This is a genomic window from Pseudomonas sp. DNDY-54 (genome assembly GCF_019880365.1).
Taxonomy (GTDB): domain Bacteria; phylum Pseudomonadota; class Gammaproteobacteria; order Pseudomonadales; family Pseudomonadaceae; genus Stutzerimonas; species Stutzerimonas stutzeri_P.
In genome coordinates this window covers 2,063,265-2,077,209 of record NZ_CP082271.1, presented here as the reverse complement: position 1 = coordinate 2,077,209, position 13,945 = coordinate 2,063,265, and the positions used below count along the sequence as shown (strand labels likewise).

Annotated in this window: 15 protein-coding genes and 1 pseudogene; 12 read left to right on the top strand and 4 right to left on the bottom strand. The window is 58.7% G+C overall.

The genetic code is table 11. From position 1 onward, the window contains the following. Nucleotides 1–42: 42 nt before the first annotated feature. Nucleotides 43–954: a LysR family transcriptional regulator gene (locus K4O48_RS09740; RefSeq protein WP_222911804.1), complete on the bottom strand. Its 912-nt coding sequence runs from the start codon at nt 952–954 to the stop codon at nt 43–45. Nucleotides 955–1,076: 122 nt separating this feature from the next. Here K4O48_RS09740 and K4O48_RS09735 point away from each other — a divergent pair, with 122 nt between their 5' ends. The 4 genes from K4O48_RS09735 to K4O48_RS09720 all read left to right on the top strand — a co-directional run bounded on the left by K4O48_RS09735 (nt 1,077) and on the right by K4O48_RS09720 (nt 5,725). After that, entirely contained in the window at nt 1,077–2,321 is a 1,245-nt protein-coding gene (locus K4O48_RS09735; protein ID WP_222911803.1) for a D-amino acid dehydrogenase, read from the top strand. 28 nt (nt 2,322–2,349) lie between these two features. Further along, entirely contained in the window at nt 2,350–2,703 is a 354-nt protein-coding gene (locus K4O48_RS09730; protein WP_222911802.1) for a RidA family protein, read from the top strand. A 123-nt stretch (nt 2,704–2,826) separates the two neighbouring features. Continuing rightward, a complete protein-coding gene (locus K4O48_RS09725) occupies nt 2,827–3,798 on the top strand; it encodes a TAXI family TRAP transporter solute-binding subunit (RefSeq protein WP_222911801.1) in 972 nt (323 codons plus the stop codon). 340 nt (nt 3,799–4,138) lie between these two features. Beyond that, nucleotides 4,139–5,725, top strand: a complete 1,587-nt coding sequence (locus tag K4O48_RS09720; protein ID WP_222911800.1) for an ABC-F family ATPase — start codon at nt 4,139–4,141, stop codon at nt 5,723–5,725. 83 nt (nt 5,726–5,808) lie between these two features. Here K4O48_RS09720 and K4O48_RS09715 read toward each other — a convergent pair whose 3' ends face one another. The 3 genes from K4O48_RS09715 to K4O48_RS09705 form a co-directional block, all read right to left on the bottom strand. Beyond that, complete coding sequence (locus tag K4O48_RS09715) at nt 5,809–6,516, bottom strand: DUF1294 domain-containing protein (protein WP_222911799.1); 708 nt, start codon at nt 6,514–6,516, stop codon at nt 5,809–5,811. A 68-nt stretch (nt 6,517–6,584) separates the two neighbouring features. Beyond that, nucleotides 6,585–7,553: an alpha/beta fold hydrolase gene (locus K4O48_RS09710; protein ID WP_222911798.1), complete on the bottom strand. Its 969-nt coding sequence runs from the start codon at nt 7,551–7,553 to the stop codon at nt 6,585–6,587. A gap of 33 nt (nt 7,554–7,586) precedes the next feature. After that, entirely contained in the window at nt 7,587–8,417 is an 831-nt protein-coding gene (locus tag K4O48_RS09705) for an undecaprenyl-diphosphate phosphatase (RefSeq protein ID WP_222911797.1), read from the bottom strand. A 280-nt stretch (nt 8,418–8,697) separates the two neighbouring features. Here K4O48_RS09705 and K4O48_RS20730 point away from each other — a divergent pair. The 8 genes and pseudogenes from K4O48_RS20730 to K4O48_RS09670 form a co-directional block, all read left to right on the top strand. After that, a pseudogene (locus K4O48_RS20730) lies at nt 8,698–9,426 on the top strand (cache domain-containing protein); the annotation flags it as partial. A 171-nt stretch (nt 9,427–9,597) separates the two neighbouring features. Continuing rightward, nucleotides 9,598–10,332, top strand: coding sequence for a methyl-accepting chemotaxis protein (locus K4O48_RS20725; protein ID WP_409518945.1), 735 nt, complete (start codon nt 9,598–9,600; stop codon nt 10,330–10,332). A 378-nt stretch (nt 10,333–10,710) separates the two neighbouring features. Continuing rightward, the gene (locus K4O48_RS09695) at nt 10,711–10,980 is read left to right on the top strand and encodes a hypothetical protein (RefSeq protein ID WP_222911795.1); all 270 of its coding nucleotides are present in this window, start codon (nt 10,711–10,713) and stop codon (nt 10,978–10,980) included. A 166-nt stretch (nt 10,981–11,146) separates the two neighbouring features. After that, entirely contained in the window at nt 11,147–11,428 is a 282-nt protein-coding gene (locus K4O48_RS09690; protein WP_222911794.1) for a hypothetical protein, read from the top strand. Nucleotides 11,429–11,450: 22 nt separating this feature from the next. After that, nucleotides 11,451–11,738 carry a hypothetical protein gene (locus K4O48_RS09685; protein ID WP_222911793.1) on the top strand — a complete coding sequence of 96 codons (288 nt, stop codon included), beginning with the start codon at nt 11,451–11,453 and terminating at the stop codon, nt 11,736–11,738. A 25-nt stretch (nt 11,739–11,763) separates the two neighbouring features. Beyond that, nucleotides 11,764–12,456, top strand: coding sequence for a DUF421 domain-containing protein (locus K4O48_RS09680; RefSeq protein ID WP_222911792.1), 693 nt, complete (start codon nt 11,764–11,766; stop codon nt 12,454–12,456). A 101-nt stretch (nt 12,457–12,557) separates the two neighbouring features. Beyond that, nucleotides 12,558–12,722 (top strand): hypothetical protein, encoded by a 165-nt coding sequence (locus K4O48_RS09675; protein WP_222911791.1) that lies wholly within the window; start codon nt 12,558–12,560, stop codon nt 12,720–12,722. A gap of 106 nt (nt 12,723–12,828) precedes the next feature. Continuing rightward, complete coding sequence (locus K4O48_RS09670) at nt 12,829–13,932, top strand: DNA topoisomerase IB (RefSeq protein ID WP_222911790.1); 1,104 nt, start codon at nt 12,829–12,831, stop codon at nt 13,930–13,932. Nucleotides 13,933–13,945: the final 13 nt, after the last annotated feature.

The window sequence follows — 13,945 nt, the reverse complement described above, 5'->3', positions numbered from 1 at the left end:
GTAGCGCAGGCGCGAGCCGACTGCGGACCCAACGGCTATGGGTCAGACTCTGTGTGGCACGCTCATCAGGCTTTCTGCTTGGCGGCGTACCTCTTCGAGCAGCTGCAGTTGCGCTTCACTCGCTGTGTCGTGCGCTCTCACCAATGCATATAAAGGCACCGGAATCGAAGGTTCCAGAGGACGGGCCTGGATGGCTGGACCATCGCCAGGCTGGGCCGTGAGCGGGTCGACCAACGCCAGCCCTTGCCCTGCTGCGACCAGGCTGCGTGCCAGCTGATAGGTTTGCACCCAGGTATGGATGCGCGGGGGTGGTTCGAGCCCTTCAAGATGACCGCGCAATAGGCTTCCGAGCGCATCACGGGTGTGCAGACCGATCAGCGGCGCATCGGCCAGATGCTCCAGCGCAAAGGGGCTCGAGCATACGGCTTCAGGCCACCAGCCCGCCGGCGCAATCGCCATCAGTTGTCCGCACGCAAGGATCTCGCTGCTGATGCCCGGATGTTCCACCGCCTGCAATGTCAGCCCGAGATCAGCGTCCCGGAGCAGCAATGCCTCGACGATTTCACCGGTGTGCTGGGTCGCTAAATGGCATTGCGTGCTGGCGAAGCGGCGGCGCCAGTGACGCAACGCCTCAGGCACCAGCGTCTGCGCCAGCGCGGGTGTACAGATCAGGCGCAGCGCGCGCTCCTCGCCTCGTCCCAGGTTGTCGGCGAGACGCCGGAGGCTTTGCAAGTCAGCGGCGAGGCGCTCGGTTTCCTGCTGGAGGATGCGCGCTTCGGCGGTCGGCTGAAGCTTTCCACGCACGCGGTTGAACAGCGCGAAACCAAGCTGCTGCTCGGCGTGTTTGAGGATCTTGCTCGCTGCTGGTTGCGATATATGCAGCAGCTGGGCGGCCGCCGTCAGACTGCCGGTCTGCAGGATGGCCTGAAAAAGTTCGATATGGCGCAGACGCATGGAAAGCCCCTCGGTCGACTGGCCGAGCATAACCTCCGGTTATGGGATGCCTCCATCCTTTCATTGGCCGCTTCGTTGGCAATCGCTCTACGCTGACGTTTGAATTCTCATGGAGCGGCACGATGCGATTTGCGGTTATCGGGGGCGGCGTGATTGGCCTAACCACGGCGTATGCGTTGGTACGCCGAGGCCATCACGTTGAGCTGATCGAAAAGCAGAACCAGGTCGCGCTGGAGACCAGCTTCGCCAATGGCGGCCAGCTCAGCTACCGTTACGTGTCGCCGCTTGCCGATGCTGGCGTTCCGTTGCAAGCACTGGGATGGATGCTACGCGGTGACAACGCTCCGCTGCGTTTCCGGCCGGCAATCAGCCGACACCAATGGCGGTGGTGTCTGCGTTTTCTGCAGGCCTGCCGTCGCTCGACCAATCGCCGCAACGCAGCGCATTTGCTACGCCTCGCCCTGCACAGCCAGCGGGTACTGCGCGATTGGCGGGAAGAAGATGGGCTGAGTGATTTCGCATGGCGCGCCAACGGCAAGCTGGTGATCCATCGTGACCGAGCCAGTTTCGAAAACGCGGCTGCGGCGCTTGATCCGGCTGCAGGTCAGCGAGTGCTCGATGCTCGGCAGTGTGCCGAGATTGAACCCGCGCTGTTTCCGCTGGTTGAGAGGCTGAAAGGAGGCATCTATTCGCCTGGCGATGAGGTCGCCGATTGCCACCTGTTCTGTCGGCGTTTGCTTGAGCGGCTGGTTAGGTCACCGAACTTTCAATTGCGCAGTGGGCAAGCCGTCACTGCGCTTAACAGAGAAGACCGTCGCATACGTTCGCTGAGCTTTGGCAAGGAGTCGCTGGAAGTCGATCATCTGGTAATCGCCGCCGGCGCCGCCAGCGTTAGGCTGTTACAGCCGCTTGGCATCGAACTGCCGATCTATCCGCTCAAGGGCTACAGCCTGACGCTGGCGCTGAGCAGCCATGTCGGCATTCCCGAGACCAACGTGACCGACTACGACAACAAGGTGGTCTATGCACGTCTCGGCGATCAACTGCGAGTCGCCGCGATGGTCGATATTGGCGGCTGGGACGCGAATGTAGACCAAGGACGGATCGCCATGCTGCAGCGTCTCGCCGGCGAGACCTTTCCAGGTGCGGGTAACTATCGCAATGCCACGCAATGGGCCGGACTACGCCCGGCGACTCCAGAAGGCACCCCGCTACTCGGCACGACTGCGCTCGACAATCTCTGGCTCAACGTTGGCCATGGCAGTCTCGGCTTTACCCTCGCCTGCGGTAGCGCCGAAGTACTGGGCGATCTGGTTACCGACCGGCGCCCGGCCGTGGCGATGGACGGCCTGACATTTACGCACTGATTCCGCGACTCGAGAGGAGGAGATTCACATGAACATCAAGCGTATGGCTCCCAATGAACGTATGTCGGCCGCCGTGACTTTCGCCAATCTGGTGTTTCTCGCCGGCCAGGTGCCGGATGATCGTGGCGAAGACGCTGCAGGACAGACTCGTCAGGTGCTGGCGAAAATTGATCGCCTGCTGACCGAAGCAGATTCTCACCGCTCGCGGATCCTGAGCGCGCAAATCTGGCTGAAGGACATCGACGCCGACTTCGCCGCGATGAACTCGGTCTGGAGCGAGTGGTTACCCGACGGCTGCGCGCCAGCACGTGCAACGGTGGAGGCGCGGCTCGCCTCGCCCAACGTGCTTGTCGAAATCATGGTGATTGCCGCCAGCACCTAGCGGCTTCGCTGGACGGCCGCGCCGTGCTATCTCGCTGTATCGCTGTATCGCTGTATCGCTGTATCGCTGTATCGCTGTATGAGCTTGACTACCCAACCAACAAAAACAAAAGAGGGACTTGCTATGAATCAGACCATCCGTATGAGCCTGCTGGGGTGCGCCTTAGCAGGTTCGCTGGGCGCAGCCACGGCAATCGCGCAGGAGCGTTTCGTCACTATCGGAACTGGCGGCCAAACCGGCGTGTATTACACGGCGGGGCAATCCGTCTGCCGATTCCTGAACCGCGCCGAGGTGCAGCCGGCAATCAAGTGCAACGCGCCGTCCACGGCCGGCAGCGTGACCAACATCGTGTCGCTTGAAAACGGCGAATATGAATTCGGCTTTATTCAATCCGATCACCAGCACAAAGCATTGAACGGTCTCGCCCCGTTCGACAAGGACGGTCCGATCGAAGAGCTACGCGCCGTGTTTTCATTGCAGACCGAGATCCTCACCGTGGTTGCGCGAAGCGACAGTGGCATCGCGTCGTTCGATGACCTCAAAGGCAAGCGCGTGAATGTCGGAGTGCCTGGATCAGGCAGCCGGGACACGTTTGATGAAGTAATGAAGGCCAAAGGCTGGACCCATGCCGACTTGGCATTAGCCGCTGAGCTCAAACCTGCGGAAATGGCTTCTGCTCTGGGCGACAACAACCTTGACGTGATCACCTACGTGGTCGGTCATCCCAGCGGCGCCATTCAGGAGGCATTGACCAATGTCGACGCGGAACTGATACCGGTTAGCGGCCCGGAAATCGAGACACTCCTGCAGGATGCGAATTACTTCACCGCGGCAGAGATTCCGGCCCGGCTTTACCCCGGCGTCGATAAAGCGGTGCCATCTATCGGCGGGAAAGCGGTGCTGGCCACCACCGCGAAAACGGATCCCGAACTCGTTTATCAGCTGGTCAAAGCCGTGTTCGACAACCTCGACCGGTTCAAGCGCCTGCATCCAGCGTTCAGCGACCTGGACGCCAAGGACATGATTCGCGTCGGTCTTACCGCGCCGCTACACCCGGGCGCTGAGCGGTTTTATAAAGAAAAAGGCTGGCTGTAACCGGATCGCACCGCCCTGTTTGGCGGTGCAGCTTTTCGTTAACGCATAGTTCCGTCGGCGCACTGTTGGCAGTCGCGGGTGGACCGCCCCACCTGCTGGCCCGCAGCACACCTCGTTGAACTGCCTCGCCATTACGCATTCGGTGGCCTCGCACGCTAGGCTCACCGGGCGCGGTTCATCGTCCAAAACGCGAAGACGACCCGAAGCCCTGTCGAATCGGCGCCAACCGCACTACAATGCACGCCCTTTTTACGCAACCGCCTCTTGTACCGGTCTACTTACCGGGCTTGGTCGCGCCTGGATCGCTTTGCGATCCGCTTCGAAACCCCAGGACACCGCTTTGATCTCCACTGCAAACCTCGCAATCCAGTTCGGCGCCAAGCCGCTGTTCGAAAACGTCTCCGTCAAGTTCGGCAACGGCAATCGCTACGGCCTGATCGGCGCCAACGGCTGCGGCAAATCTACGCTCATGAAAATTCTCGGGGGCGATCTGGAACCGTCCGCGGGCCAGGTCATGCTCGAGCCCAACGTACGCCTGGGTAAGCTGCGCCAGGATCAGTTCGCCTACGAAGAGTTTAACGTCATCGACACGGTGATCATGGGTCACGAGGAGCTGTGGAAGGTCAAGGCCGAGCGCGAGCGCATCTACTCCCTGCCGGAAATGAGCGAAGAGGACGGCATGGCGGTCGCCGAGCTGGAAACCGAGTTCGCCGAGATGGACGGCTACACCGCTGAATCCCGCGCCGGCGAACTGCTACTGGGCCTGGGTATCCCGCTGGAACAGCACTTCGGCCCGATGAGCGAAGTAGCGCCGGGCTGGAAGTTGCGCGTTCTCCTGGCCCAGGCATTGTTCTCCGATCCGGAAGTCCTATTGCTCGACGAGCCAACCAACCACCTGGATATCAACACCATTCGCTGGCTGGAAAACATCCTCACGGCGCGTAACAGCACCATGATCATCATTTCCCACGACCGGCACTTCCTAAACAGCGTTTGCACGCACATGGCCGATCTCGATTACGGCGAGCTGCGTCTGTTCCCCGGCAACTACGACGAGTACATGACGGCTGCGACCCAATCTCGCGAGCAACTGCTGGCCGACAATGCCAAAAAGAAAGCGCAGATAGCCGAGCTGCAAACCTTCGTGAGCCGCTTCTCGGCCAACGCCTCGAAGGCCAAGCAGGCGACGTCGCGCGCCAAGCAGATCGACAAGATCCAGCTGTCCGAGGTCAAACCCTCCAGCCGCGTCAGTCCTTTTATTCGCTTCGAGCAAACCAAGAAACTGCACCGCCAAGCCGTAACCGTGGAACACATGGCCAAGGGCTTCGACGGCAAGACACTGTTCAAGAACTTCAGCTTCACCGTCGAAGCCGGAGAGCGCGTCGCCATCATCGGGCCGAACGGTATCGGCAAGACCACCCTGCTCCGCACCCTGGTCGGTGAATTGCAGCCCGATGCAGGCTCGGTGAAGTGGACAGAAAGCGCAGAGATCGGGTACTACGCCCAGGACCATGCCGATGATTTCGAAGACGACGTGTCGTTGTTCGACTGGATGGGGCAATGGACCCAAGGCGGCGAGCAGGTCGTGCGAGGCACGCTGGGCCGGATGCTGTTCTCCAACGATGAAATCCTGAAGTCCGTTCGGGTGATTTCAGGTGGTGAGCAAGGCCGGATGCTGTTTGGCAAGCTGATCCTGAAGAAGCCAAACGTTCTGGTGATGGATGAACCCACCAACCACCTCGACATGGAATCCATCGAGGCACTGAACCTGGCGCTGGAGAACTACCCCGGCACTCTGATTTTTGTCAGCCACGACCGCGAATTCGTTGGCTCTTTGGCGACGCGCATCATTGAGTTGTCCGACTCGGGCGTGACCGATTTCAGCGGCACCTACGACGACTACCTGCGCAGCCTCGGGGTGATTTAACGGCTGTCGCGGTAAGAAATAAAAACGCCCCGCAAAGCGGGGCGTTTTTGTATCGACGGAAAAGCCATCAGCCTCTGGTGCGCTCAGAGTACACGCAGCAGTTGGTAGAGACGGTGGATGTACAGATAGTCAAGCCACACGACCTGATGCGCGATAACGATCAGCCAGAACACCATTTGGAACGACAGCTTGCGTGTCTTGTGTCGAAGCGCCTGTTGAGCGATCAAGGCGCCGGGCCAGCCGCCGAGCAGCTCGACCAGATGCAAGCGCGCTTCTGGCGTTCGCCAACCGCTACGCAGCGCGCTGCGTTTGTCATGCATATAAAATCCGAACGCCAACACGCTACCAAGCAGATAGGCGAAGAGCGGCCAATGATTACCCTGCCCGCCCAATCGGAGAACGCCGAGCGCGGGTAACAAACACAGCAGAATAAGCGCCAGCAGCTTTAACAGTGGCTGCCGAATCGGCGAGTTGCGTTGTGCCTGTTGTTTGGCTTGGGTGCGCGCCCGTGCGTTGTTCCGTTGACCAGACGCCGCGGCGTACTGGTGCGGTTTGTCACGAATAGCCGGCTCGTCAAGGGAGAGCCCGCCAGCCAGCCGAATATGCGTGGCACGCAAGCGACCTCCCGGGTCGCGCTCACTTTGATACAGAACGTCATCGCCTTGCACCGGCCGGCGAGCGCCACGCATGGCCGAGATGTGGGCGAAGATATCCTCTGTCCCCTGCTCCGGGCTGATAAAGCCGAATCCCTTTTGATCGTTCCAGCTTTTCAGCTGACCGCGAAACTCCATGACTGGCGTCCGATGGCAAAGCCCGATTGTAATGCCCTGCCTGGCTACCTACGAGCACGTCCTTCTCATCACCGCGCGTATCGGCGCCTGAGGAAGCTCAGCAGCAGGTCGCTGACGCGCTCGGGTTGCTCGCTCTGCACCCAGTGCCCGCAATCAATCAGCAGGTGCTGCTCAAGATCGGGTACCCATTCGGGCATTTTCTTCAGCGTATGCGCTTCCAACGTACCTACCGGATCTTTGTCTCCGAGCAGAAAAAGCGCAGGCTGCTCGACCTTTCGCTCGGCCAGTGGTGCTGTTCGCTGCCAGGTGCGTTCGAAATTCCGGTACCAGTTGAGCGCGCCACGGAACCCTCGCCCCTCGAACGTCGCGACATAAACGGAAAAGGCTTCCGGACTGCACCAGCTCGGCGGTGAACGCGGGTCCACCATGCCCTGCTGAAGCGTGCTACCGACCGGTTTTTCTTGCAGGAAGAAGTTCTTCGGAACCGCTGCCGAGGTGTTATGCATCATCAGCCGCAAGGTACGCGGAATGTCCTGATCCAGCTCAGCCTCGGCGAGACCCGGTTGCTGAAAGTAGAGGATGTAGTTGAAGCGATCCGCAAACTGACTACGAATAATCTCGATTGCAGGTTTCTTCGGACGTCCTCCGTAGGGAACGGCCATGGCCGCGACCGCCTTGACTCGCTCCGGCTCAAGCAGCGCCAGATGCCAGGCGACAGGCGCGCCCCAATCGTGCCCCACCACCGCTACCGAATCGTGCCCAAGCAGGTCCATTGCTCCCTGGATATCACCGCATACGGTTATCAGGTCATAGCTGGCAACATCTTCCGGCGCGCTGCTTTGTCCATAGCCGCGCATCTCCGGCACCACCACACGATAGCCCTCCTCGGCCAGTGCCCGCATTTGGTGGCGCCATGAGTACCAACTTTCCGGGAAGCCGTGCAGCAACCACACAACAGGCCCTTGCTCAGGGCCGGCGCAATGAATACTGAGAGTGATGCCGTTGACAGATAAGAGTCGGTGTTCGGCTGGTTGCACGGTGCGCTCCTCAACCATCTGCTTACAGTGTGTTCAGCCCGCCGCGGTACTCCAGTCGATCAGGCTGAACTGCCAAGTAGCGAGGATGATGATCCCGAAGATGATGCGGTACCAGGCAAATGCCGCGTAGCTATGGTTGCCTATAAATTTCAGCAAGGCCCTTACGGCAAGCATGGCAAAAATGAACGACGTGACGAAGCCAATCGCAAAAATCGGCAAGTCAGCGGGCTGGAAAAGGTCCCGGTACTTGTAACCGGAATAAACCGCAGCACCAACCATGGTCGGCATGGCCAGAAAGAAGGAAAACTCGGTAGCCGCTTTACGCGATAAGCCGAACAGTAACCCACCGATGATTGTCGCGCCGGAACGTGACGTGCCGGGGATAAGCGCCAGGCACTGAGCAAAGCCGACCTTGAGCGCCTGTGTCCAGTGCATATCGTCAACCGTTTCAGCCTGGATATCATGATTGCGCTTTTCCGCCCACAGCATGACCACGCCGCCGATGACCAAGGCGGTAGCTACGGTGATCGGGTTGAACAGGTATTCGTGAATCAGATCCGCAAAGGTCACGCCCAGCACGACGGCTGGCAAAAACGCTACCAGCAAATTTGCCGTGAACTTCTGAGCCTGCGGCTCTTTAGGCAGCCCCACCACCACATCAATAATCTTGCGGCGGTATTCCCAAACAACCGCGAGGATCGCGCCGAGCTGGATGATGATGTTGAACGCCAATGCCCGCTCGCCGCCAAACCCGATCAGATCAGCAACGATGATCTGGTGCCCAGTGCTTGATATGGGCAGAAATTCCGTGATGCCTTCCACCACCCCGAGAAGCAACGCCTGAAAGGCAATCCAAAGGTCCATCCAGTTCCTCAATAACGGTGCAGGTCACCGCGCCTGATGTATGCGACGAAGGTATATGTCAGATAGCCATCTGAGCGCTGTTCTGACTCGATCGACACGATTAAATTCACTGGCAGACGTGTACGACCCTCATCTTTTATCGATAGCAGCCGAAACGCTATCTGATGAGCCATGACAATCAACCACCGCCGTACCTACTTTCGGTAGATGGTCCAGTCGCCGCGCTCCATTCGATTCAAATAATAACGAAGAAGTAGCCTTAACAGGAGCACACAAACTTATGAATCTGCTACGAAATTTCCCGATTAGCAAACGCCTCTGGCTGATTCCGCTGGTTGCAGTTGTCATGCTCTTTGTTCTCGGCTTGCTGATGATCCAGCAGGTCCGGACGGACCTGTACAAAGGTAAACAGGTCATGACCCAGAACATCGTCGAAACGGCGCGCGGCGTGCTCACCTACTACCAGCAGCTCGAAGCCAACGGAAGCCTGAGCACCGCCGAGGCACAACGCGCGGCGATGGACCAGATTCGCCTGATCCGCTACGGGCAGAACGATTATTTCTGGATCAACGATATGCACCCGGTCATGGTCATGCATCCCATGAAACCCGAACTCGAGGGGCAGGATCTATCCAAGGTGAAAGATCCGAACGGCAAGGCCCTGTTCAACGAAATGGTCAAGGTAGCCCAGCTTAACGGGGCCGGCCTGGTGGATTATCAATGGGCGAAACCCGGCGAGAAGGACCCGGTGCCGAAGATCTCCTACGTCGAGCTGTTCAAGCCGTGGGGCTGGATCATCGGGTCTGGCATCTACGTCGACGATGTGGAAGCCGAGTTTCAGAACTATCTCGTGCGCTTCTCGCTCATTGGGCTTGCAATCGCCGCGTTGATGGCGGTTCTGGTCGCTATTCTCATCCGCAGCATTACCCAGCCGCTCCGCCGTTCGATGCAGGCGATGGCGAATATCGCGAGCGGCGAAGCCGATCTCACCAGAAGCCTCGATGTATCCGGCAATGACGAACTGACGACGCTCGGCCGCGACTTCAACACCTTCACGCAGAAATTACGGACGGTCGTTGCCCATTTGCTGGAAACAGCTGGCTCACTGGAGCACTCCTCAACCTCCCTCGGCGGGCTCGCCAGCCTGGCGCATACCCAGAGCCAGCAGCAATCGCAACAGATGGAGCTTGTCGCGACAGCGATAAACGAAGTGACCTATGCGGTTCAGGAAGTCGCAAAGAATGCCGAGCATGCCTCTACCGAGGTCGGCGAAGCAGAGAGGCAGGCCGGTCGCGGACAGCACAATATCGAAGCCAGCCTGCAACAGATCGATCAACTGTCGACCACCATTGGCGAGGCGGTTGGGGTTATTCAATCGCTCGCCGATGAGACCACCAAGATCGGATCGGTACTGGAAGTGATCGGCTCGATTGCCGATCAGACCAACCTGCTGGCGTTGAACGCCGCGATCGAGGCGGCTCGTGCCGGTGAGCAGGGCCGAGGCTTTGCCGTAGTGGCTGACGAGGTTCGGCTGCTTGCACAGCGTACCCAGACCTCGACCGCAGAGATCCACACCATGATCGAGCGGCTACAGAAAAATTCCGGTGCAGCCGTGACTGTGATCATGGAGAGCAACCGTGCCTCTCAGGCCACCGTCGAGCAGGCCAGCCAAGCCGGCGAGAGTCTAGGCCAGATCGCTCAATCACTGCGCAACCTTTCCGGGCTCAATGCTTCGATTGCAAGCGCTACTCTGCAGCAGACTCATGTCGTCGAAGACATCAACCAGAACGTCACGCAGGCGGCTGGGCTGGCCCACGAAAGCACCCGTGCCGCTGAGCAGTCGAGTGCGGCGGGCAAGCAGCTTGGTGAGCTGGCAGAGCAACTGAATCGCCTGCTCAAACAGTTCAAGGTCTAACCAGACAGGCGCAAAAGTCGCCCGCTCTGTATACAAGAAGGCCAGCCTCCACACGGAGGCTGGCCTTTTTTTCTTGTTCGGACGTTGCGTCTTTTCGCCACAGGGGTCGCTGTCTTTGGCAGTTGAGCCAACCCTGATATTCGACGCTTATTGGGAAAGAAAGGCGTTAAATCAAAGGCTTAGTGAAAGGGCTAAGCCGAGCTGGATCCCCGTAACTAATCCTAGACTTTCGGCTAATTGCATAAATCATCCACAACTACGAACTCTCGATGTGACTTATCAGTCCTCTGTGTACATCAATGGATATGTAAGGCCGACGCCAGCAGCCTGCGGCGAGGCTCATCCGATCTTGGTTATCACACAGAGAGACACGCCCTAATGAATAGCCCCCTTCGTTTCAACGACGCCCTTCTCATCACTGACCGCGCGTTCAAGCCGTTCCAGTGCGTCGCCTGGACCATGCTCGAAGGCAACGGCGAACTCAGCATCACAGTCGTGGACCGCAGCGAGTCTCGCGCTGTCGGTCATTGCAAGCTGGCCAGCAGCGTCTATTCCGACCCGGTCAAACTTGGCCAATCGCTCGAGCAGGCCCGCGCCGATTTAAGCCGCCAGGGCGTGAACCTTGCGCCGTGGCATATGCCCGAGTAAGAGACGATTCCGAATTACCAAAGGCCCTAATGCGGAAGCACAGGGCCTTTTTTGATTGCTCTGATTTATTGCACTGTCGTTCGGCCCTTTCACGGTTCCGCTTACTCGACTGATCCATTCGCTTGTTTCACGGTCCCAGCAATATGTGAATCATGAGGAGCGAGCAATGAAAGGTGCAGTAGCCTACGTCAATGATCAGTGGCACAGCAGTGGCCTTGCCGACCTGCCGGAAGGTCCCGAGCGCCATTGCATTACGCTTAAATTCATTATCCCTCGCGATACTCAATTTACCGGGCTGATCAACCATGTCTGTGAGGTGGCGCAGCAGCGTCTGAGCGATTTCTACAAGGGTCGCCAGGTGACGCCCAGGCCAGTGGCGGGCTCGGTCGTAGGAGATGGCAGCGGCGATGGCATAGAGCTCGTTTTCGATGTCGCCCCTGCAGAATGAAAAATCGCCACCGGAGTAAATCATGACAGCCCAACGTCTTGAACTCGATGAAGCCATGCGGATCAGCGAGATGGCCTTCCTGCCCTGCCATGCCACGGCCAACGCCGATACAGACGACGCAAGCTTTTCGCTCAAGGTGGTCAACGAGACCGGAGATGAACTGCTTTCGATTTCTCATATCGCTCGGTCCCAGTACACCAACCCTGTTCATCTGGCAGGTCTGCTTGAGAGCGCGCGGCTAGAGCTCAGCAAGGATGGGCTGCTGCTCAGCCCTTGGTCGATGCCCGCACAGCCTGGAATCCGCGAGTGAATCGCCCCTGTCGTCGAGGCATTTAATGGCACCGTTCGATATGCAGCGGATGCTGCTGGATGATTTTCCGCTGCTGTTTCTGGCCGAAGTGGCGCTTCGTGCGCTCTTCGCCTTCGTTGCGGTTTTCCTATTTCTCAAAGTCAGCGGACGTCGCGGGATTCGGCAACTGTCGTTGTTCGAGATGGTGGTCATTCTGACTCTAGGGTCCGCCGCCGGCGACGTATCGTTCTATGAGGATGTGCCGCTGTTACCGGTAGCCGCGGTTTTCGCCACACTGTTATTGCTCTACAGGCTAACGGTATGGGGGATGACGCGCAGCGAGCGCTTCTCAAACTGGCTGGAAGGCAAGCCGGTGACCATCATCAAGGATGGGCTGTACGAGCTGAACAGCCTGGAACGGCTGAATATTTCTTCTGATGAGTTCTTCATGGAGCTGCGCCAGCGCGGCGTCGAACACCTGGGCCAGGTCCGTCTGGGCATTCTTGAGACCGACGGCGACGTTAGCCTCTATTTCAACGATGCCGAATCGGTACGCCCGGGGCTCTCCGTGCTGCCGCAGGAGTATCGCCCGACGTATCGTCATGTACCCGTTTCCAGTCTGTACGCCTGCACACGCTGCGGATATCCGCACATCATCGAAGCGCAGCAACAGGCGACCTGTCCGCGCTGCAGCAACGACCAATGGACCACCGCGTTGAAGAATCCACGTTTGCACTGATCGGGCGGCGCGAACCCCCTCCGCTTGCGTCGGTCATGTATAGAGACGGCAGCGCAGAACCAACCGTGCTGCCCTTTCATTCTGAAATCAGGAGCGATCACATGATTGGCGACTATTCCTCGATAAATGACCATCTGGACACTGCACGAAAGCTTGCGGACAGCGCTGAAACCAAGGCTGACCCAGCCATCTACCGGGAGGCGATCGATGAGCTCGTCGCCGCGATACGACTGCTGATGCGCAATAACCCAGAGAGCGAGAACTGACAGCAGTCCGTCCCGCCTGCTCGGAACCTCGACTGGAGGAAGCAGGACATGTCGCCTGCGCAGCCATGCTGCGCAGCGTCAGACGGCGGTTCACGAGGTGTTTTAGATGCTGATTGACCAAAGCAGTGAAGCTCCTCCACCGTTGGCAGAGGGTGTTCGACCGGTACCGGCCGATGAGCGCGCTGATACGGGTACGGCGTTCTGCCCACCTCTCCCACCTGACTTGCATTACGTCGATGACCGCAGCCCCGGTATCAGTCGACGCCTATTGAGAGGCAAGTACGCCTACTTTCTGCCCACCGGTGAACGCATCAGGGACGCAGCGGAAATCACGCGCATAAACAAACTGGCCATCCCTCCAGCTTATACGGATGTGTGGATTTGCCCCGATCCCCAGGGTCATATGCAAGCCACGGGGCGTGATGCACGGGGGCGCAAGCAATACCGCTACCACGCGCGCTGGCGGGAAATTAGAGACAGCAATAAGTACGAGCGCATCCTCGCCTTCGGCGCAGCGCTGCCGAGGTTACGGGCAGGGCTGGAGAAGCATTTGGCCTTGCGTGGAATGCCTCGCGAAAAAGTCATGGCATTGGTCGTTCAACTGCTCGAGTCCACACTGATTCGAATTGGAAATTCACGTTATGCGCGGGAGAACCGCTCCTACGGGCTGACCACACTTCGGACTCGCCACGTGGCCGTACAGGGTGCGGCGATCCGCTTTCAGTTTCGGGGAAAGAGTGGTGTGAATCATCAAGTGACGCTGAGAAATCAGCGCCTGGCGCGCATCATGCGCCGCTGTATGGAGCTGCCCGGGCAACATCTCTTTCAGTATCTGGACGACGACGGCGTACGCCATCCGGTGAGCTCCAGCGATGTGAATCTGTTCATCCAACAGATGACAGGTGGCGACTTCACGGCCAAGGATTACCGGACCTGGGCAGGCAGTGCCCTGGCGCTGGATTATTTGCGCAAGCGTGAACATCAACCGGAGTCAACTGCGCGCCACAACGTCGTCGAAACAGTAAAGGAAGTGTCCCGGCAGCTCGGCAATACCCCCGCGGTGTGTCGCCAGTGCTACATCCATCCGGACGTGCTTGAGGCTTTCACTTCGGGCGAGCTTGCCACGTTGCCAAGGGCACGAAAGCGTAAATGGCTGAGCAGCGAAGAAGTGGCTTTGCTGAACTTTCTGACTGCACGTAATTGCACGTAATTGCACGTGAGAG

Excerpts from the sequence above, each read along its gene's own strand:
- K4O48_RS09715 (WP_222911799.1), bottom strand. The coding sequence starts at position 6,516 with ATGGAGTTTCGCGGTCAGCTGAAAAGCTGGAACGATCAAAAGGGATTC.
- K4O48_RS09705 (WP_222911797.1), bottom strand. The coding sequence starts at position 8,417 with ATGGACCTTTGGATTGCCTTTCAGGCGTTGCTTCTCGGGGTGGTGGAA.
- K4O48_RS09725 (WP_222911801.1), top strand. The coding sequence starts at position 2,827 with ATGAATCAGACCATCCGTATGAGCCTGCTGGGGTGCGCCTTAGCAGGT.
- K4O48_RS09670 (WP_222911790.1), top strand. The coding sequence starts at position 12,829 with ATGCTGATTGACCAAAGCAGTGAAGCTCCTCCACCGTTGGCAGAGGGT.
- K4O48_RS09730 (WP_222911802.1), top strand. The coding sequence starts at position 2,350 with ATGAACATCAAGCGTATGGCTCCCAATGAACGTATGTCGGCCGCCGTG.
- K4O48_RS09675 (WP_222911791.1), top strand. The coding sequence starts at position 12,558 with ATGATTGGCGACTATTCCTCGATAAATGACCATCTGGACACTGCACGA.
- K4O48_RS09740 (WP_222911804.1), bottom strand. The coding sequence starts at position 954 with ATGCGTCTGCGCCATATCGAACTTTTTCAGGCCATCCTGCAGACCGGC.
- K4O48_RS09685 (WP_222911793.1), top strand. The coding sequence starts at position 11,451 with ATGACAGCCCAACGTCTTGAACTCGATGAAGCCATGCGGATCAGCGAG.
- K4O48_RS09680 (WP_222911792.1), top strand. The coding sequence starts at position 11,764 with ATGGCACCGTTCGATATGCAGCGGATGCTGCTGGATGATTTTCCGCTG.
- K4O48_RS09695 (WP_222911795.1), top strand. The coding sequence starts at position 10,711 with ATGAATAGCCCCCTTCGTTTCAACGACGCCCTTCTCATCACTGACCGC.
- K4O48_RS20725 (WP_409518945.1), top strand. The coding sequence starts at position 9,598 with ATGGAGCTTGTCGCGACAGCGATAAACGAAGTGACCTATGCGGTTCAG.
- K4O48_RS09690 (WP_222911794.1), top strand. The coding sequence starts at position 11,147 with ATGAAAGGTGCAGTAGCCTACGTCAATGATCAGTGGCACAGCAGTGGC.
- K4O48_RS09735 (WP_222911803.1), top strand. The coding sequence starts at position 1,077 with ATGCGATTTGCGGTTATCGGGGGCGGCGTGATTGGCCTAACCACGGCG.